Raw genomic sequence first — 17,613 nt, forward strand, 5'->3', positions numbered from 1 at the left:
CCGCCATGAACCCACCCGAAGAGACGCTGAACACCGATACCCTGCAGGCCTGCCTGTCCGACTGGTTCGCACCCTGGATCCAGGCGCTGGGCCTGCGCGTCGAGTCGTTCCAGACCGACGAGGTGGTGCTGCGGCTGCCGCAGAACGACCAGCTCGCACGCATCGGTGGCATGGTCTGCGGTCAGGCCATGATGGCCGCCGCCGACACCGCCATGGTGCTGGCCATCGTGACCCGGCTGGGCACCCGGCGGCCGATGACCACCGTGCAGCAGAACAGCAGCTTCCTCAAGCCGCTGTCGAACCAGGACGCACTGGTGACGGCGCGCGTGGTGCGGGCCGGCAAGAACCTGGTGTTCGGCGAGATCGACATCGCCGGCGCCCTCGACGGCAAGAGCGTCTGCCGCGCCAGCACCACCTACGCGCTGCTCTGAAAGATGCCGAGGGTTCGGCCGGGTGCGGCACGGGCCGGTCGGCTTTAGAATCCGCGTTGATTTTTCTCAATCCCGGAGACGCCCCATGGCCCACGCCCCCCACGACAGCCACGCCGATCAGCCCCAGGACGTGGTCGAGTCCATCGTTCCGCACATGCCCGTCGTGCTGCCCGTGGCCGGCGCGGTGCTGATCTTCCTGCTGGCCTTCATCGCCGTGTTCATGGCCTGAAACCAGCTTCGGTCTACGAACAAAGCCGCCCACCGGGCGGCTTTTGTTTTGGAGTCCGCTCAGCCGGCGACCACCGTGCCCTGGTGGTACACCGCCTGCCAGCGCGCGCCCTCCCGCCGCCACAGCGTCGTGCGCCGCGTGACCCGGCCCGGCTGGTGCAGGCGGTAGGTGAGCAGCCAGACGTCCTCGCCCACCCGCTGCAGGTGGTGCTCGTCGGTCTGCCAGCTCGCCGGATCGGGCCGGCCGGGGCGCTGCGCCAGCACCTGGCGTGCGAAGGCCCGGCTGTAGCGGCGGCCGGTGGCGCCGGTCTCCCAGAAGCCGGGCGCCACCAGCCGGTCGAAGTCGGCCAGGGTCGCGTCCGCAAAGGCCGCGTGGTAGAGGTCTTCAAGGGTTTTGAGCTCGTCCAGCACGGGCGCCAGACCGGATTCCAGGGTGAGTTCGGGTTCCATGGCGCGACTCTAGCGGCTCCGCCACACCGTACCCCCGCCGGCATTCATGCATCAGGTTATGCAAGGCTTGCATGTAACTTGCCGGTAACTGACCACCCTTCTTTTTTAAAATTGAGCGGTTAGGCCGACACGCGGACCAGAACCCGGGATCACCCGCCCCCTTTCTGGCTGTCGCGGTGCATCCGCAACCGCCCTGCAGCCCCGAGCGCCGACCGCCCTTATTGCCCAAGGGATCTTGCACAGCCGCCCGCCACCGTTCCGTGGCCCGCGGCTGTTGGTGTCTCTTGGCCGCCGCTTTCAAACTACCGGAGCCTTTTCGATGAACTCTCCCGTGATGCAGGGCCTGAACCTCAACACCCCGGCCTACGTGAAGCACGCCCGCCTGATCGCCTGGGTGGCCGACATGGTGGCCCTGTGCAAACCCGACAGCGTGGTCTGGTGCGATGGCAGCCAGGAAGAATACAACCGCCTGTGCCAGGAACTGGTCGATGCCGGCACTTTCAAGAAGCTCAACCCGGCCAAGCGCCCGGGCTCCTTCCTGGCCTGGACCGACCCGTCCGACGTGGCCCGCGTGGAAGACCGCACCTACATCTGCTCCGAGAAGAAGGAAGACGCCGGCCCGACCAACAACTGGATGGCCCCGGCCGAGATGCGCGCCACACTGAACCCGCTGTTCGACGGCTGCATGAAGGGCCGCACCATGTACGTGGTGCCGTTCTCCATGGGCCCCCTGGGCTCGCACATCGCCCACATCGGCATCGAGCTGACCGACAGCGCCTACGTGGTGGTCAACCAGAAGCTGATGACCCGCATGGGCAAGGCCGTGTACGACGTGCTGGGCGACAGCGGCGACTTCGTCCCCTGCATGCACACCGTGGGCGCGCCTTTGGCCGAGGGCCAGAAGGACACCACCACCTGGCCCTGCAACCCGACCACCAAGTACATCGTGCATTTCCCCGAGACGCGCGAGATCTGGTCCTACGGCTCGGGCTACGGCGGCAACGCGCTGCTGGGCAAGAAGTGCTTCGCACTGCGCATCGCCTCCAACATGGGCCGCGACCAGGGCTGGCTGGCCGAGCACATGCTCATCCTGGGCGTGACCAACCCCGAAGGCAAGAAGTACCACGTCGCCGCGGCCTTCCCCAGTGCCTGCGGCAAGACCAACTTCTCCATGCTGGTGCCGCCCGAGAGCGCCTTCCCCGGCTGGAAGGTGACCACCATCGGTGACGACATCGCCTGGGTCAAGCCCCATGACGACGGCCGCATGTACGCCATCAACCCCGAGGCCGGCTACTTCGGCGTCGCCCCCGGCACCAACATGCACACCAACCCGAACTGCATGCGCTCGCTGGACAAGAACGTGATCTTCACCAACGTCGCCCTGACCGACGACGGCGACGTGTGGTGGGAAGGCATGGAGAAGGACACCGGCACCGTCCCCGACCACCTGATCGACTGGCAGGGCAAGGACTGGACCCCGGCCATCGCCAAGGAAAAGGGCACCAAGGCCGCCCACCCGAACTCGCGCTTCACCGTCGCCGCCACCAACAACCCGGCCCTGGACCCGCAGTGGGACGACGCCAACGGCGTGGCGATCGACGCCTTCATGTTCGGTGGCCGCCGCAGCACCACCGTGCCGCTCGTGACCGAGGCCCGCAGCTGGACCGAGGGTGTCTACATGGCCGCCACCATGGGTTCGGAGACCACCGCCGCCGCCTTCGGCGCGCAGGGCGTGGTGCGCCGCGACCCGTTCGCCATGCTGCCCTTCTGCGGCTACAACATGAGCGACTACTTCCAGCATTGGCTCAACGTCGGCGAGACCGTCGCCAAGTCTGGCGCCGCGCTGCCCAAGATGTTCTGCGTGAACTGGTTCCGCAAGAATGCCGACGGCAAGTTCGTCTGGCCCGGCTACGGCGACAACATGCGCGTGCTCAAGTGGATGATCGACCGCATCGAGGGCAAGGCCCAGGGTGAGCAGACGATGTTCGGCACGGCCCCGGCCTACGCCGAGATCAACTGGACCGGCCTGGACTTCAGCGCCGAGCAGTTCGCGCAAGTCACCAGCATCGACAAGGCCGCCTGGGCCGAAGAGTTCAAGCTGCACGACGCGCACTTCGAGCAGCTGGCCTACCACATGCCTCAGGCCCTGATCGACACCAAGAACGATCTGGAAAAGCGCCTCACCACCGCCTGATCCGGAGCCATCCGGGGTCCCGACCCAAACAAAAAGCCCCCCGGCGTCCGCCGGGGGGCTTTTTTCATGGGTGGTCTGGAAAGGCTTTACAGATAGGGCAGGTAACCCGTCTGGCGGCGCACTTCCATCCGGGCCCAGCGGCGGATCGGCGAAGCGAATCCCGTGTCCATGCCCAGCGGCGCCAGCGCGTCCGAGAAGTCGTTGGCAGCGGGCGCGGTGGGGTTGAGTTCTTCGGCCAGCTCGGCTTCGCGGGCACGGGCTTGCATCAGTTCGGCCTTGAGGCGCGGATCGGTGCGGGCCAGATCCCAGAGGCGGGCCTCAGCGCGGGCTTCGGCCAGCGAGCGCGACCAGCTGTCGAGCGAGCGCAGCGTGACCTGCGCCGCGCGGCGGGCGGTGCCGGCGAACAGTGCAGAGCCGGCGAAGATGACGACCCACAGTGCGACCCAGCCGAGGAACAGGTGGCCATCGGCCCAGGTGCCGATCATCTGGTCGGCCAGCACAACCAGCGCGGCCACGGCGGCGGCGAGCAGCATGGTGGCCAGGCTGCGAGAGCCGTCGAAGCGGCGGGGGGCGCCACGTTTGGCACTGGTGCCCAGGCCGACGGAGGCGGGAGAGGAAGAGAAGACGGTGCTCATGGCGAACTCCTTTGGGAAACGGTCTTTTGGACGGGTGAATACTAGGGTGAACCCTGATGTCACGCCACTTTATTTTTGTGATGAATTACATTCACAGAGATGATGAATGAGACCAACTTCCGCACCCTGGACCTCAACCTGCTGAGGGTGTTCGACGAAGTCATGGCCGAGCGCAACCTCACCCGCGCCGCGCACAACCTCGCGATGACGCAGCCGGCAGTGAGCAATGCGCTCAAGCGCCTGCGGGAACACCTGGGCGACGAACTGGTCCGGCGCTCGGGCTACGGCGTGGAGGCGACGCCGGTGGCGCTGGCGCTGTGGCCCACGGTGCGCGACGCCCTGGCCCAGCTGCGGGAGTCCCTGTCCCCGGCCGGCTTCGAGCCCGCCACGGCGGCCAACGCCTTTGTGCTGGCCATGGCCGATGCCACGGCGGCCAAGCTGGTGCCCGGGCTGGTGGATCTGCTGGAGAAAGAGGCCCCGGGGGTGAATCTGCGCATCGTGCCGCTCACCACGCGCGATCCGCGCGAGCTGCTGGAGTCGGGCTCGGCCGACCTGGCGATCGGTCACTTCCCCGGCGTGATCGCCGAACTGACCGCCATTCACCTGCAGGAGCACAGCCCGCGTTTCCTGCACCAGCGGCTCTACGACGGCGAGTACGTGGTGGTGATGCGCCGCGACCACCCCCTGGCCCGAGCGCCGCTCACGCTCGATGCCTACTGCGCCGCGCGCCACCTGCTGGTGAGCTTCTCGGGCCGGCCCTTCGGCTTTGTCGACGAGGCGTTGTCCGCCATGTCGCGCCAGCGCCGGGTGGTGATCACCGTCAACCAGTTCTTCACCGCGGGGCGCGTGGTGGCCAGCACCGACCTGCTGACCGTGCTGCCGCGCCATTTCGTCGAGGTCACCGGGATCGAGTCGGCGCTGACGCTGCGCGAGCTGCCGCTGCCGGTGCCTGTGGTGCACGTCGACGCCCTGTGGCACCGGCAGTCGGCGCACAACGGCGCGCACCGCTGGCTGCGGCAGGCGGTCGAGCGGGCGGCGCGGCGCGGCTTCGCGGAGACCGCAGCGGAAGCTGCAACGACAATTGCGGGATGAAGCTGCAACTGCTCAGCGACCTGCACCTCGAAGCCGACGCCGGCTTCATCGCCACGCCCGCGCCGGACGCCGACCTGCTGGTGCTCGCGGGCGACATCGGTTCCTACCAGAAGCGGCGAGACGGCACGGTGATGGACGAGCCCGACTGGGGGCTGCGGCGCTTCTCGCCCCTGCCGCAGCACGGCGGCTGGCCGACGCCGGTGCTGTTCGTGCCGGGCAACCACGAATACGACAACCTCGACTGGGACGAGGCGCACGCGGGTCTGCGCCGCGCCTGCGACCGGCTCGGCATTGCCTGGCTGGAGCGAGAGACGCTGCGGATCGACGGCGTGCGCTTCATCGGCACCACGCTCTGGAGCGACTACGACGCGCTGGCGCCGGCAGACGCGACCGAGACCGAGCGCCTGCGCCTGCGCGAAAAGGCGTTTCGCGCCGCGAACTTCTATCTCCACAAGATGGCCGGTCTGCGCGCAGGCGCCCTGTTCGACGCGGCCGCCATGCGCGAGCTTGCACTGGAATGCCAGGACTGGTTGCGCGCTGCGCTGGCGCAGCCGCACGGTGGGCCCACGGTCGTGGTGACGCATTTCGCGCCGACCCTGCACAGCGCCGACCCGCGCTACGGCCTGGCGCCCGGCACCGCCGGTTTCTGCAACGCCCTGGACGAGTTGCTGCCGCAGGCCGATCTGTGGCTGCACGGCCACCTGCACTGCGCCACCGACGTGCTGGTGGGCCGCTGCCGCATCGTGGCCAATCCGCTGGGCTATGCGCGCAAGGGCGAGCAGGACGATTTCAGGCCCACGCTGACGGTGAATGTGGAAATCCCATAGGAAAAAGACCACACCCCGCGCTTACACTGGCGCGATTCGCCCGCCAAGGGCCACACAACCGGAGAGACACCATGAAGATCCTGCTCGCTGTGGACGGCAGCGCATACACCAAGAAGATGCTGGCCTACCTGACCACCCACCTGGAGGTCTTCCACCCCGAGAACGAGTTCACGATCTTCACCGTGCAGATGCCCTTGCCTCCGCGGGCGCGTGCCGCCGTGGGTGCGGAGGTCGCCAACAGCTACTACGCCGAAGAGGCCGAGAAGGTGACCGCACCCGTGGTCAAGTTCCTCAAGCGCCACGGCATCGAACCCAAGGTCGTGCACAAGACCGGTACCCCCGGCGAACAGATCGCCAAACAAGCCGACGCCGGCAAGTTCGACCTGGTGATGATGGGCTCGCACGGTCACAGCGCCCTGGGCAACCTCGTGATGGGCTCGGTCGCCACACAGGTGCTGGCGCACTGTGGCGTGCCGGTGATGCTGGTGCGCTGACGCGCCCGCGCCGGCCTCAGCGCTGGCGCAACCCGTCGAAGCAGGTGCTGAGCACCAGGTCGATGATCTGGCCGTCGCTGTACAGGCCGGAACCCTTGAGGAACCCCAGCACCGGGTCGCAGGCCCGTGCATAGAGGGTGTACAGCACCGCGATCGGCGGCAGGCCCGGGTTGATGGTGCCCTGCCGCTGGGCCGCCTCGATCCATGCGCCCAGCCGGTCGCTCACATCCATCAGCCCGTCCACATAGGCCTTGTTGGTCGTCAGGGCCGCGCGCAGGCTGGAGTTCTCGCTGGGCAGCGAGGGCATCTCACCGGCCAGCTGCACCTCCATGGTCCAGCGCGCCACCTGGCGCAGGAGCTCCAGCGGCGGCGCCTTCGGATCAAGCGTGTCCAGGAAAGCCCGCGCCCGGTTCATCACCTTGACCATGGCGGCCGCGGCCAGGTCTTCCTTGCTCGGGAAGTGCTTGTAGAGGCTGGCCTTGGCAATCCCCACCTCGGCGGCAACCTCGTCCACCGTCATCGCCTCGAAACCCTTTTCGGCCAGCAGCCGGTTGACCGCCGAGACGATGGCGTCCTCGCGCGCCAGATGCATCTGTTCGCGAAAACTGCGTTTGGGGACGTTGCGGGGGGACGAGGAGGAAACAGCGGTGGTCATGGTGAATCTTTGGGCAGCACTCGCATTGTGCCGCAAATGGACGCAGAAGTTGATAACCATACTGTCAAGTGCATTTATTATACTGAGCAGTCACTTTTTGATCTCATGAGACTAATATCACGCCCGGACAGCAACGGACCCTGATTTCGGAGTGACCAACTCCACTGCCGGCTGTCTCTATCCACCCCATGCCTGAAGGAGACCGAGATGCCGATCCCGAGACGTTCCCTGCTGCTGGCTGGTGCCGCGGCAGGCCTTCTGACCGCCTGTGGCGGCGGTGACGACGACCACGCCCCGCCGAACATCGTGGCCACGGCCCAGGCCACGCCCAACCTGAGCATCCTGGTCGAGGCGGTGGTGGCCGCCGGTCTGGTCGACGCCCTCAGTGCGCCCGGTCCGCTGACCGTGTTCGCTCCCACCAACGCGGCGTTCGCCGCGCTGCTGTCCGAGCTGGGCGTCACCAAGGAAGCGCTGCTGGCCGACAAGCCGCTGCTGACGGCCGTACTGACCTACCACGTGGTGTCCGGCCGGGTGCTCAAGGACCAGGTGCCGGTGAACACCCCCATCGCGACCCTGCAGGGCGCGACCTTCAGTGTCGGTGCCGACCTGCGCATCACCGACGGCCGGGGCCGCCAGGCGGCCATCGTCGCCACCGACATCCTCTGCAGCAACGGCGTGGTGCACCTGATCGACCGGGTCATCCTGCCGCCGGCCTGATGGCCCGTTCTTCTTTTCCCCCTGTCCTCAACCCCTCCAAGGAGTTACCCATGAAGAAGTCCCTGATTGCCTCCGTCATCGCCCTGGCCACCCTGGGGTCCGCCCATGCCAAGGACATCGTCGACACCGCGGTCGCGGCCGGCTCGTTCAAGACCCTGGCCACGGCCCTGCAGGCCGCCGGTCTGGTCGATACGCTCAAGGGCAAGGGCCCGTTCACCGTGTTTGCGCCCACCGACGAAGCCTTCGCCAAGGTGCCCAAGGCCGACCTGGATGCGCTGCTGAAGGACAAGGCCAAGCTGACCGCCGTGCTGACCTACCACGTGGTGCCGGGCAAGGTGATGGCCGCCGACGTCAAGGCCGGCAAGGTCAAGACGGTTCAGGGCAGCGAGATCACCGTGGCCACCACGGGTGGCGTGAAGGTGGACGCCGCCAACGTGGTGAAGACGGACATCGTCGCCGACAACGGCGTGATCCACGTCATCGACAGCGTCATCATGCCGAAGTGACGCCGGCACTCCTGCGCTTGGAACCCCGCCCCGGCGGGGTTTTTTGTGTCCCGGCGGGCTGCAGGGTGCGCGTGGCCGCCTCCGTCAGGGCCGCGGTCAGCGCGTCCAGCACATCCGAACTCAGGTTCCAGCAGTGCCAGTACAGCGTCACGCTCAGCCGGTGCCGCGGCGCCAGGTTCACCAGCTCGCCGCTGGCGAGCTGCTCGCGCACCAGCAACTCCGGCAGCACGCTCACGCCCCAGCCGGCCTGAACCGCTCGCAGCTGTCCGACGCTGGACGGCACGTACAACTGCTTGAGCCCGACACGCGGCAAGCCGAAGGCCTGCTCCACGAAGCCGTGCTGCTGGTAGTCCTTGCGATTGAACGCGACAAAAGGCAGCTGATGAAAATTGTGGGCGCTGAGGCCCTTGGGGCAACGGCTGCGGGCGAAATCCGCCTGCGCCACGGCCACATAGTCCATGCAGCCCAATGGCACCATCCTGCAGCCGCGCAGCGTCTGCCCCAGCGAGGTGACGCAACCCAGCACCTGGCCCTCGCGCAACCACTCCTGGGTGAATTCCTCGTTGTCGGTGATGATCTCCACCGGCAAGCCCTGTCGCGCCAGCGCGTCCAGCGCGGGCAGTGCCCAGGTGGCAATGCTGTCGGCGTTCATGGCCACCGAAATGCGCTCCTCGTCGCGGCTGGCGCCGGCCGCGCTGGGCGCCAGTTCCTTGAGGTCCTTTTCCAGGTCGGCGCGCAGCAGCCGCATCATCTTGGCGTGCTTGAGCATCAACTGCCCCGCCGGCGTGGGCTTGAGCGGCCGGCTGCGCACGATGAGTACCGTACCCACCTGCGCCTCCAGCGCACGCAGGCGTTGCGACACCGCCGACTGTGTGATCGACAGGCGCTGCGCCGCACGTTCGAAGCCCCCCTCTTCGATGATGGCGGCCAGACACTCCAGGGCGTCAGGGTCAAAGGTGCTCATGGGTTCTCCGCGCGTTGGGTCAGCCGGTCTTCTTCACCTTGACCGGCAGCACCTTGGCGTCGCCCTCGGCGGGGATGACGCGCTCGCTCATCCAGCGCAGCAGGTCGAGCCACATCTGGCGCATCTCGGCGTCCAGCGGGGTGCGGATGGCGCTGGGCAGCTCGATGGTGACCACCGGCATGCCCTTGTGCACGCCACCGTAGTTGCCGAGGCTGCCCGGGAAGATGCCGACCTGGTCCAGGTAGAGGCGGCCCAGGCGGGCGGGCGGCACGGTGGGGCCATCGAAGTCAAGCACGCCGTAGGGCGCGTGGATGCTCACGATCAGGTCGGGCTGGAAGCGCTCCATCTCCTCGTGAAAAAACTTCGACTCGGGCTCGGACAGCGGCTTGGGACCGGGCCAGCGGCGCGGGTCTTTCTTCGTGCGCTGCTCCCAGTAGATCCTGGCGTCGCGCGCCCAGTTGGGGGTCGGGAAGTTGCGGTTGAGGTCGACGCCGCGGGCGTTGACCCGCTGGGCCGGCCGCGCCATCAGGCCGTCGGGGTTGAGGGCGGGAATGAAGCGCCAGTGCACATTGGACGGCGTCTCCACCGCGCGCTGGATCCAGTGCAGCGCCACCGCGGCCGAGGACAGCTCGTCGCCGTGCATGGCGCCCACCACCAGCACCCGCACCTTGGCGTCGGGGGCCATCACGTCGCGCTGGTACAGGGTTCGGCCCTGCACCGACACACCGCCGTTGGAAGGCCTGAGCTGGGCCGCGTGGCAGAGCGGCGCTTTCACGTTGGGCAGGCGGGCGACAAACTCGATGCAGGGGTCCACCGTCTTGTCGGCGACAGGTGCCGTCGGCGCACCAGAGGCGCCCGCGTGGGCGGCCAGCGCCAGTCCCAGTGTGAGGAGCGGGCGAGCGGACAGGGAAAAACGGTGGTCACGGGTCATGACCACGATTCTATGGACCGCTCCCTCAGTCGTCCTTTTCGCCGGGCTCGTACAGGGTTTCGCGGCCCATGCGGTCGAGGATGAGTTCGGCCGTCCAGGGCAGCATCAGCGCGCCGCAGCGGCTGTCGCGGTACAGGCGCTCCAGCGGCAGGTGCTTGAGCATGCTCTGGCCGCCGCAGGTGCGAATGGCCAGCCGCGCCAGGTCGTTGGCGCCTTCCATCACCGCGTGGTGCGCGGCGTAGAGGCGCAGCTTCTCGTCCTTGCTCGGGTTGGGCTTGGCCTCGAAGATGGCGCGGGTGAACAGGCTCTTCATCGACTCGAGCTGCAGCCGCATCTGCGCCACCGTGATCTGCTTGGTGGGGAACTGGCGGCGCTTGATGGGTGGCTCGCCCGGCACCTCGCCGCGCAGGTACTGCACCGTGAAGTCGTAGGCCGCATTCGCCACGCCCAGGTAGGTGGGCGCGAGGGTGAAGAACATGGCCGGCCAGGTCTGCGCGCCCTTGAAATAGATGCCGCGCGGCATGAGCTGCTCGTCGTCGCTCACGAACACGTCCTTGAACGTGAGGTTGCGACTGACGGTGCCGCGCATGCCCAGCGGGTCCCAGTCGCCACTGATGGAGAAGCCCTCGGACGTGGCCGGCACGCTGATGTAGAGCGTGTCGCGCGCGTCGGGGTGCTGGTCGCCCTTGTCTTCGGTGCAGAGCACGCCGTAGTAGTCGGCCGCGCCCGAGAGGCTCGCCCAGATCTTGCGGCCGTTGATGAGCCAGCCGCCCTCGACCTTCTTTGCCGTGGTGCCGAAGGGCGCGCGGCCGGCCGCGGCCGCCGTGCCTTCGCTGAACGGTTGCGCGTAGAGCTTGCCCCCGTTCACGATGCGCGCGAAGTGCAGCTTGCGGCGCGCGGCGTGTTCGGCGCGCTGCTCCTCGCTCATCGCAATGCCGTCGGCCAGCACGCCGGTCCACATGGTGGAGCAGATGTGCATGTTCCAGGTCAGCGCGGTGGCGCCGCAGAAGCGCCCGATCTCGGCCGCGACCATCATGTAGGTCGGGAAGTCGGCCCCCGCGCCGCCGAACTCGGTGGGCACGCAGAGCTTGAGAAAGCCCTGCTCGCGCAGGTCGTCGTAGTTGGCGAAGGGGAAGCTGGCTTCCTGGTCCCACAACGCGGCGCGCGCGGCGAACTTGTCGCGGCCCAGCGCATGCGCCCTGGCCAGCCACTCGCGCTGCAGCGGCGTGAAGGGAAAGTCGCCCACCGCGGGCGTGAAGTCCAGACCGGTGACCGGGTTGACGGGGCGGGTACTCATGCGGATGTCTCCTCTTTGGGGTGTGTGATCGGGCAGATTCAGTGCAGGTCCGGGCGCGTCCTGGGCGCGGATTCGCGGAGGAAGTCCAGCAGGATGCGGTCGAACTCGTCGGGCGCTTCCAGGTTCATCAGGTGGCCCACGCCGGCCATCTCGGTGTAGCGCGCGTTCGGGATCGCCTGCGCCATCTGCTTCATCACCGCGGGCGAGGCCACGCGGTCGAACTCCCCGCCGACCAGCAGCGTGGGCACGCCGATGTGGGACAGCGCGGCCTGGCGGTCGAAGGTGACGATGCAGTCCAGCGCGCGCCGGTAGGTGGCGGCCGGCACGCGGCCCATGCACTGCTCGGCCAGGCGCACGCCCTCGGGCAGTGAGCCCGGGCCGACCATCTGCGGCACCAGCTTCGCGGCCATGTCGGCCATGCTCTGGCCGGCGTCCAGCGGCGCGGTGCGCTGGGCGATGAACTGCCGGGCCCAGGCCTCGGCGTTCTGGCCGTCGCTGCGTTTGCCGAAGGCCGCCGAGGTACCGCAGAGCATGAGCTTGCGCACCTTGTCGGGCCGGCGCGCGATGACTTCCTGCGCCACCATGCCGCCCATGCTGTGCCCCACAAGGACCACGCTCTCGCACTGCAGCGCGTCGATGAGGTTCACGCAACTCTGCGCCAGGCCCTTGAAGGTGTAGGGCTCGATGGGTGCGCTGTGGCCGTAGCCGGGCATGTCCCAGGCCACCGCGCGGTAGCCCACGCTGGCCAGGGTTTCGACCTGCGGCGCAAAGGCCAGGTGCCCGCCACCGATGCCGTGCAGCATGAGCACGGTGGTGGCGCCGTCGCCCAGTGTCGTGAAAGTAGGGAGGCTGTTCAAGAGATCACCTTTCCGGCGTCGACGACGACCGTGCCATCGAGCGACACGGTGCAGTCGCGCATGGGCCAGTCGAAGTGGCCGCGGGTGTAGCGGCCGGCGGTTTCGTTGGCGCCCGTGCTGTAGAGGAAATTGCCCGCAAAGGCGCGCAGCTCGGTGCCGTTGAAGTCGCGCTTGTCGTACAGCGCCATGCTGTCCCAGCGCGCGGCGTCGCTCAGGCCATAGCCCACATGGCTCACCGCGTAAGCTTCTTTTTCTCCCCAGGCTGCGAAGTAGCTGCGCAGCAGCTCGGCGTCCACGCCGCCGCCGTCGATGTGGGTCACGTAGTCGTGCTCGATGGTCAGCGTGATGGGGCGTTCGATGTAGCGCTTGAAGGTCAGGTTCACGTCGCCCTCGGCCAGCACCAGCCGGCCGCTCACGCTGCCCGCCGCCGGAAAAGCCAGCACCAGGCCGCCAGGCCAGTGCGTGAGCGTGCCGGGGCGCGTGGTGCTGCCCCAGTTGCCGCCCACCACCGCGCCGTGCAGCGAGATGGACAGCTCGGTGCCGGCCGGCGAGGTCACGCGCATGGCCTGGGCGCCGCGCAGACGCTTCACATGCGCCTTCACCCGCGCCTCGGTGGCATCGTCAGGCAGCAGGCGCGCCAGTGCCTCGGGGTGCTCGTTGCTCACGTAGACGATGCGCGGCTGCGTGATGCCGTTGCCCTGCAGGATGGCCGGCAGCTCGGGCGCGTGCATCAGGCCCTCGACCGTGCAATCGATCACCAAGGTACAGGCCTGCAGTGCCGCGATCACCGGCAACTGCTGTTGAATGGCCGGTGATGCCCCGGTGGAGCGGGTCACGGGTTCGCCCGCGGCGCCGAACACCGAGGGCAGGGTCAGCACGAAGGCCGGGGCACCGATGCGCGCCGCCGCGAGGCGCGCCAGTTCGACCAGAACCGGACGGCTCTGGCTTTCGCCGAGAATCGCAACCGTGTCGCCCGGCTGCAGCGCACAACGCCGCAGCACCGCTTCAAACGCGTCGATCCAGGCGGGTTCGATCCGCTCCTGCAACATGGGTCGTCTCCTGTTTTGGGGGGCCTGCCATCGGGGAAATGGTGGCCGCGGACACATTATTCATGAATTTTCATATAAATTGCAGCCATGTCCCCGTCCCGTGCCGCCGGCCACTCCGCCCAACCGCCCGATTTTTCGCCGCGCGACTTCCGCGCGACGCTGGGCATGTTCGCGACCGGCGTCACCATCGTCACGGCGCGCAACGACCAGGGTGAACCCGTCGGCCTGACGGCCAGCTCGTTCAACTCGGTCTCGCTGGACCCGCCGCTGGTGCTGTGGAGCCTGGGCAAGGCGGCCGGCTCGATGGCGGTGTTCAGCAACGGCCGGCACTACGCGATCAACGTGCTCGCCGCCGACCAGCAGGCGCTGGCGGAGCGGTTCGCCGCGCGCGGCGTCGACCGCTGGGCCGGTGTGGCCTTCAGCGACGGCGCGGGTGGCGCGCCGCTGCTCGAAGGCTGCGTCGCCACTTTCGAGTGCTTCAACCGCAGCCAGTACACCGAGGGCGACCACGTCATCTTCGTGGGCGAGGTCGAGCGCTGCGCGCGCCGCGCCGACGCCTCGCCCCTGCTCTACCACGGCGGGCGCTTCTACACCGAGCACCCCCTCCACGGCGCACCGGCCGACGCGAGCGCGCCGCAGCCGCCCGACGGCCGCTTCGTCGGCAGCTACCTGGGCTACCTGCTCGGGCAGGCCAGCCACGCGGTCTACCGCGACTTCGAGAACGCCATCGCCGCCCAGGGCCTGACCCACATCGCCTGGCGCGTGCTGGCCGTGCTGCACGACGCCGCGCTCAGCCACCCCGGCAGCCACCCCAACGGCCAGGGCGCCATCGCCGTCGGCCAGCTGGCGCACGACGTGCTGGCCAAGCAGCCCACCGTCACCAAGCTCGTGCAGCGCATGGCCGAGGACGGTCTGGTGCAGCTGCTGGCCGACCCCGCCGACCAGCGCCGCACCCTGGTGGTGGCCACCAACGAAGGCCGGCGCATCGCCGCCGCGCTGATCGAACAGGCCCGCGCGCAGGAAAGCAGCCTGCTCTCGCGCTGGTCGGCGCACGAAGCGGACACGCTCAAACGGCATCTGCAACGCCTCGTGAACGAGGAGCCCCCACGCTCCGCCGCTGCGCGGGTCGCTGCCCCCCGCGGGGGCTGATCCGGCTTGGGGCGGCCCGGCGCCGGATCGCCCGTTCACCTTTGCGCTACCCTCCTGCCCCCATGACCGCCGTCCAACGCAAAGACCACCTCGACACCTTCGCCATCACCGTTCTGGTGGCCTGCTGCGCCTTCTGGGGCTTCCAGCAGATCCTGATCAAGTTCGCCGGCCGCGAAATCCCACCGCTGTGGCAGGCCTCGGTGCGCATGGCCGGCGCCACCGCCCTGCTCTGGCTCTGGTGCCAGTTCCGCGGCGTGAAGCTGTTCAACCGCGACGGCTCGCTCAAGGGCGGCCTGCTCGTGGGCCTGCTGTTCGCGGCCGAGTTCTGCCTGATCTACCTGGGCCTGCAGCACACCAGCGCCTCGCGCCTGACCGTGTTCCTCTACACCAGCCCGTTCTGGGTGGCCGTGCTGCTGCCGCGCTTCGTGCCCTCGGAGAAGCTGCGCAAGATCCAATGGGTCGGCCTGGTGATCGCCTTCAGCGCCGTGGGCATCGCGTTCAGCGAAGCCTTCCTGCACGGCTCCGCGCCGGGCCAGTGGAAGGGCGACGCCATGGGCCTGGCGGCCGGCATGTTCTGGGGCCTGACCACCATCGCCATCCGCACCACCAAGGTGGCCGGCGTCCAGGCCGAGAAGTCGCTGTTCTACCAACTGAGCGTGACCGCCGTGGTCTGCCCGCTGCTGTCGCTGGCGCTGGGCGAGACCTGGTCCTTCGACTACTCCGCGCTGGCCTGGGGCTCGGTGTTTCTGCAGACCGCCGTGGGCGCCTTCGCCAGCTACCTGGCCTGGATGTGGATGCTGCGCCACTACCCCGCGACGCAGATGAGCACCTTCACCTTCCTCACCCCGCTGTTCGCGCTGGTCTTCGGCGTGGTGCTGCTGGGCGAGCCGCTGACGCTGCAGCTGGTGCTGGCGCTGGTGGGCGTGGCGACGGGGATCGTGCTGGTGAGCCGCAAGGGCTAAACGACTTCAAGCATCGGCAAGGTCAGTGACCGCGGAAGCGCGCCCACAGCACCAACGTCACGACCACCACCAGCACCCCCACCCAGGTCAGCACATGACCCAGGGTGGTGGCGCACCCGAAGGTGAATTCGTTGGCGACGCACCGGACCTCGTCGCCCTGCGTCATCCAGCGGTAGATCGCCGTGCCTGCGGTGAAGCAGACCGACAGACCCACCAGGGTCAGCGCGATCACCTCCAACAGCTTCTTCATTTGCAGCCTCCCGGAATTGGCTGTCTGAAACACTAACACCAAGGCCCGGGTTCGCGCGCCCGAAGGGGCGGTGGATCGGCCCGGAGGCCGACCCACGACTTCCCTCCATCCCTCACCGCAGGTGGTGCACCGCCGCCTGCCCGTACACCGGCGTGTCCAGCCCCTCATACCGCGCCTTCAGTTGCAGCGACAGGAACTGCGAGTAGTGGCGGCTCTGGTGCAGGTTGCCGCCGTGGATCCAGAGCTGCTTCTGGTTGGTCGGCTTCCACATGTTGCGCAGTTCGCCTTCCCACGGCCCCGGGTCCTTCGTCGTGCTGGAGCCCAGGCCCCAGACCTTGCCGACGCGGTCGGCCACTTCGGGCGACACCAGGTCGGCCAGCCAGTGGTTCATCGAGCCGTAGCCGGTGGCGTAGACGATCAGGTCGGCCGGCAGTTCGGTGCCGTCGGTGAGCGTCACGCTCTTGGGGTTGATGCGCTCGATGTTCACGCCGCTCTTGAGCTTGATGCTGCCGTTGGCCACCAGCTCGCTCGCGCCGACGTCGATGTAGTAGCCCGAGCCGCGGCGCAGGTACTTCATGAACAGGCCCGAGCCGTCGTCGCCGAAGTCGAGCAGGAAGCCCGCCTTCTCCAGCCGGCTGTAGAGGTCCGCGTCGCGCTTCTTCATCTCCTCGTACACGGGGATGTGGAAGCTGTGCATGATCTTGTAGGGCACGCTGGCGAAGATCAGGTCGGCCTTGTGGTGGTCGATGCCGTTCTTCACCGCCTCCTCGCTGTACAGCCCGCCCAGCGCCAGCTCCATCAGCGAGTTCGACGGCGCAATGTGCGTGCTCGTGCGCTGGATCATGGTGACGTCGGCGCCGTGTTCCCACAGCGCCGCACAGATGTCGTGCGCCGAGTTGTTGGAGCCGAGCACCACCGCCTTCTTGCCCGCGTACTTTTCGGGGCCGGGGTGCTTGCTGGAGTGGTGCTGGTCGCCCTCGAAGGTCTCGGCGCCCGCGATCTTGGGCACGTTCGGGTAGCCCGAGACCCCCAGCGCGAACACCAGCTGCTTGGGCCGCAGCGTCACCTCTTCACCGTTGCGGTCGACCACCACGGTCCACTCGCCCTTGGCCTCGTCGTAGCTGGCCTTCTTGGCGGTGGTGGAGCCCCAGTAGTTGATCTCCATGACCTTGGTGTACATCTCCAGCCAGTCGCCCACCTTGTCCTTGGGCGCGAACACCGGCCAGTCGTCCGGGAAGGGCAGATACGGCAGGTGGTCGTACCAGACCGGGTCGTGCAGGCACAGGCTCTTGTAGCGGTTGCGCCAGCTGTCGCCGGGCCGCGGGTTCTTCTCGACCACGATGGTCGGCACGCCCAGGCGGCGCAGCCGCGCGGCCAGGATGATGCCGCCCTGCCCGCCGCCGATGATGACCACGTAGGGCTGCTCTTCGTAGCCCAGCCGGGCCTGCTCGTCCTGCCGCAGTTCGAGCCAGCTCTTGCGGCCCTTGTGCACGCCGTGTTCGGCGCCCTTGATGCGGCGAGGCCCCTTCTTCTCTTCAAAGCCCTTGAGCTCGACCATGGTGGTCAGCAGGGTCCAGGCCTTGTCGCCTTTGAGGCGCAGGTGGCCGCGGCCGCGCGAGACGCGGGTCTCGAAGGTGAACCAGGCTTCGGTGACGCCGTCGGCCTCGGTGGCCTCGCCGTCGAGCTGGAAGTTGGACGCGCCCGCGTCGGCCTGGCGCGCGGCGAGCATGTCGCGCACCGCGTCGTGGCCTTCCTGCGTGCGGATGTTCCAGGTGAAGGACACGAGGTCGCGCCAGTAGCAGTCGGCGTCGAAGAGGGGCAGCACGTTGTCGGGATTGCCGGAGGCCAGGGCGGCTCCGAAAGCGTCCAGCCAGCGCTGGGCCCGCTGGGAGGGCGTGTTTGCAGTCATGGGTTGTCTCCTGTGA

Annotated in this window: 19 protein-coding genes and 1 pseudogene; 10 read left to right on the forward strand and 10 right to left on the reverse strand. The window is 68.1% G+C overall.

The annotated features are described in order from the left end of the window. Positions 1-5 precede the first annotated feature (5 nt). Positions 6-431, forward strand: a complete 426-nt coding sequence (locus RCO38_RS17305; protein WP_308329597.1) for a PaaI family thioesterase — start codon at positions 6-8, stop codon at positions 429-431. A gap of 85 nt (positions 432-516) precedes the next feature. Beyond that, complete coding sequence (locus RCO38_RS17310) at positions 517-660, forward strand: hypothetical protein (protein ID WP_308329598.1); 144 nt, start codon at positions 517-519, stop codon at positions 658-660. Between the two features lie 59 nt (positions 661-719). Here RCO38_RS17310 and RCO38_RS17315 read toward each other — a convergent pair whose 3' ends face one another. Beyond that, the gene (locus RCO38_RS17315; protein ID WP_308329599.1) at positions 720-1,109 is read right to left on the reverse strand and encodes a nuclear transport factor 2 family protein; all 390 of its coding nucleotides are present in this window, start codon (positions 1,107-1,109) and stop codon (positions 720-722) included. A 319-nt stretch (positions 1,110-1,428) separates the two neighbouring features. Here RCO38_RS17315 and RCO38_RS17320 point away from each other — a divergent pair, with 319 nt between their 5' ends. After that, positions 1,429-3,303 (forward strand): phosphoenolpyruvate carboxykinase (GTP), encoded by a 1,875-nt coding sequence (locus tag RCO38_RS17320; protein ID WP_308329600.1) that lies wholly within the window; start codon positions 1,429-1,431, stop codon positions 3,301-3,303. Between the two features lie 86 nt (positions 3,304-3,389). Here RCO38_RS17320 and RCO38_RS17325 read toward each other — a convergent pair whose 3' ends face one another. Continuing rightward, positions 3,390-3,938: a hypothetical protein gene (locus RCO38_RS17325; protein WP_308329601.1), complete on the reverse strand. Its 549-nt coding sequence runs from the start codon at positions 3,936-3,938 to the stop codon at positions 3,390-3,392. Positions 3,939-4,040: 102 nt separating this feature from the next. On the opposite strand from RCO38_RS17325, the gene RCO38_RS17330 reads away from it, so the two are divergent. The 3 genes from RCO38_RS17330 to RCO38_RS17340 all read left to right on the forward strand — a co-directional run bounded on the left by RCO38_RS17330 (position 4,041) and on the right by RCO38_RS17340 (position 6,351). Then, complete coding sequence (locus tag RCO38_RS17330; protein ID WP_308329602.1) at positions 4,041-5,030, forward strand: LysR family transcriptional regulator; 990 nt, start codon at positions 4,041-4,043, stop codon at positions 5,028-5,030. Further along, positions 5,027-5,857 (forward strand): metallophosphoesterase, encoded by an 831-nt coding sequence (locus RCO38_RS17335; protein WP_308329603.1) that lies wholly within the window; start codon positions 5,027-5,029, stop codon positions 5,855-5,857. The genes RCO38_RS17330 and RCO38_RS17335 overlap by 4 nt, the downstream gene beginning before the upstream one ends. Positions 5,858-5,928: 71 nt before the next feature. Further along, complete coding sequence (locus RCO38_RS17340; protein WP_308329604.1) at positions 5,929-6,351, forward strand: universal stress protein; 423 nt, start codon at positions 5,929-5,931, stop codon at positions 6,349-6,351. A 16-nt stretch (positions 6,352-6,367) separates the two neighbouring features. On the opposite strand, the gene RCO38_RS17345 is transcribed toward RCO38_RS17340, so the two are convergent. Then, positions 6,368-7,006 (reverse strand): TetR/AcrR family transcriptional regulator, encoded by a 639-nt coding sequence (locus RCO38_RS17345; RefSeq protein WP_308329605.1) that lies wholly within the window; start codon positions 7,004-7,006, stop codon positions 6,368-6,370. 207 nt (positions 7,007-7,213) lie between these two features. On the opposite strand from RCO38_RS17345, the gene RCO38_RS17350 reads away from it, so the two are divergent. Further along, a complete protein-coding gene (locus RCO38_RS17350; RefSeq protein WP_308329606.1) occupies positions 7,214-7,723 on the forward strand; it encodes a fasciclin domain-containing protein in 510 nt (169 codons plus the stop codon). A gap of 50 nt (positions 7,724-7,773) precedes the next feature. Further along, the gene (locus tag RCO38_RS17355; protein ID WP_308329607.1) at positions 7,774-8,229 is read left to right on the forward strand and encodes a fasciclin domain-containing protein; all 456 of its coding nucleotides are present in this window, start codon (positions 7,774-7,776) and stop codon (positions 8,227-8,229) included. Here the strand turns inward: RCO38_RS17355 and RCO38_RS17360 are convergent. Genes RCO38_RS17360 through RCO38_RS17380 form a run of 5 tightly spaced genes read right to left on the reverse strand, consistent with a single transcriptional unit; the run spans position 8,216 to position 13,327 of the window. Continuing rightward, a complete protein-coding gene (locus RCO38_RS17360) occupies positions 8,216-9,193 on the reverse strand; it encodes a LysR family transcriptional regulator ArgP (RefSeq protein WP_308329608.1) in 978 nt (325 codons plus the stop codon). The two genes, RCO38_RS17355 and RCO38_RS17360, sit on opposite strands and share 14 nt — an antisense overlap. Positions 9,194-9,212: 19 nt before the next feature. After that, positions 9,213-10,124, reverse strand: a complete 912-nt coding sequence (locus RCO38_RS17365; protein WP_308329609.1) for a M14 family zinc carboxypeptidase — start codon at positions 10,122-10,124, stop codon at positions 9,213-9,215. 25 nt (positions 10,125-10,149) lie between these two features. Beyond that, positions 10,150-11,421: an acyl-CoA dehydrogenase family protein gene (locus RCO38_RS17370; RefSeq protein WP_308329610.1), complete on the reverse strand. Its 1,272-nt coding sequence runs from the start codon at positions 11,419-11,421 to the stop codon at positions 10,150-10,152. Positions 11,422-11,459: 38 nt separating this feature from the next. Next, a complete protein-coding gene (locus RCO38_RS17375; protein WP_308329611.1) occupies positions 11,460-12,278 on the reverse strand; it encodes an alpha/beta fold hydrolase in 819 nt (272 codons plus the stop codon). Beyond that, the gene (locus RCO38_RS17380) at positions 12,275-13,327 is read right to left on the reverse strand and encodes a peptidase M29 (RefSeq protein WP_308329612.1); all 1,053 of its coding nucleotides are present in this window, start codon (positions 13,325-13,327) and stop codon (positions 12,275-12,277) included. The genes RCO38_RS17375 and RCO38_RS17380 overlap by 4 nt, the downstream gene beginning before the upstream one ends. Positions 13,328-13,414: 87 nt before the next feature. Here RCO38_RS17380 and RCO38_RS17385 point away from each other — a divergent pair. Together RCO38_RS17385 and RCO38_RS17390 are read left to right on the forward strand one after the other, a co-directional pair. Further along, positions 13,415-13,933 (forward strand): annotated as a pseudogene (locus RCO38_RS17385) (flavin reductase family protein); the annotation flags it as partial. A 605-nt stretch (positions 13,934-14,538) separates the two neighbouring features. Further along, a complete protein-coding gene (locus RCO38_RS17390) occupies positions 14,539-15,438 on the forward strand; it encodes a DMT family transporter (protein ID WP_308329613.1) in 900 nt (299 codons plus the stop codon). Positions 15,439-15,460: 22 nt separating this feature from the next. Here the strand turns inward: RCO38_RS17390 and RCO38_RS17395 are convergent, their stop codons facing one another. Continuing rightward, positions 15,461-15,688, reverse strand: coding sequence for a hypothetical protein (locus RCO38_RS17395; protein ID WP_308329614.1), 228 nt, complete (start codon positions 15,686-15,688; stop codon positions 15,461-15,463). A gap of 112 nt (positions 15,689-15,800) precedes the next feature. Further along, positions 15,801-17,597: an NAD(P)/FAD-dependent oxidoreductase gene (locus tag RCO38_RS17400; protein ID WP_308329615.1), complete on the reverse strand. Its 1,797-nt coding sequence runs from the start codon at positions 17,595-17,597 to the stop codon at positions 15,801-15,803. Between the last annotated feature and the right edge of the window lie 16 nt (positions 17,598-17,613).

This window comes from Hydrogenophaga pseudoflava, from assembly GCF_031020795.1.
GTDB lineage: Bacteria > Pseudomonadota > Gammaproteobacteria > Burkholderiales > Burkholderiaceae_C > Hydrogenophaga > Hydrogenophaga pseudoflava_A.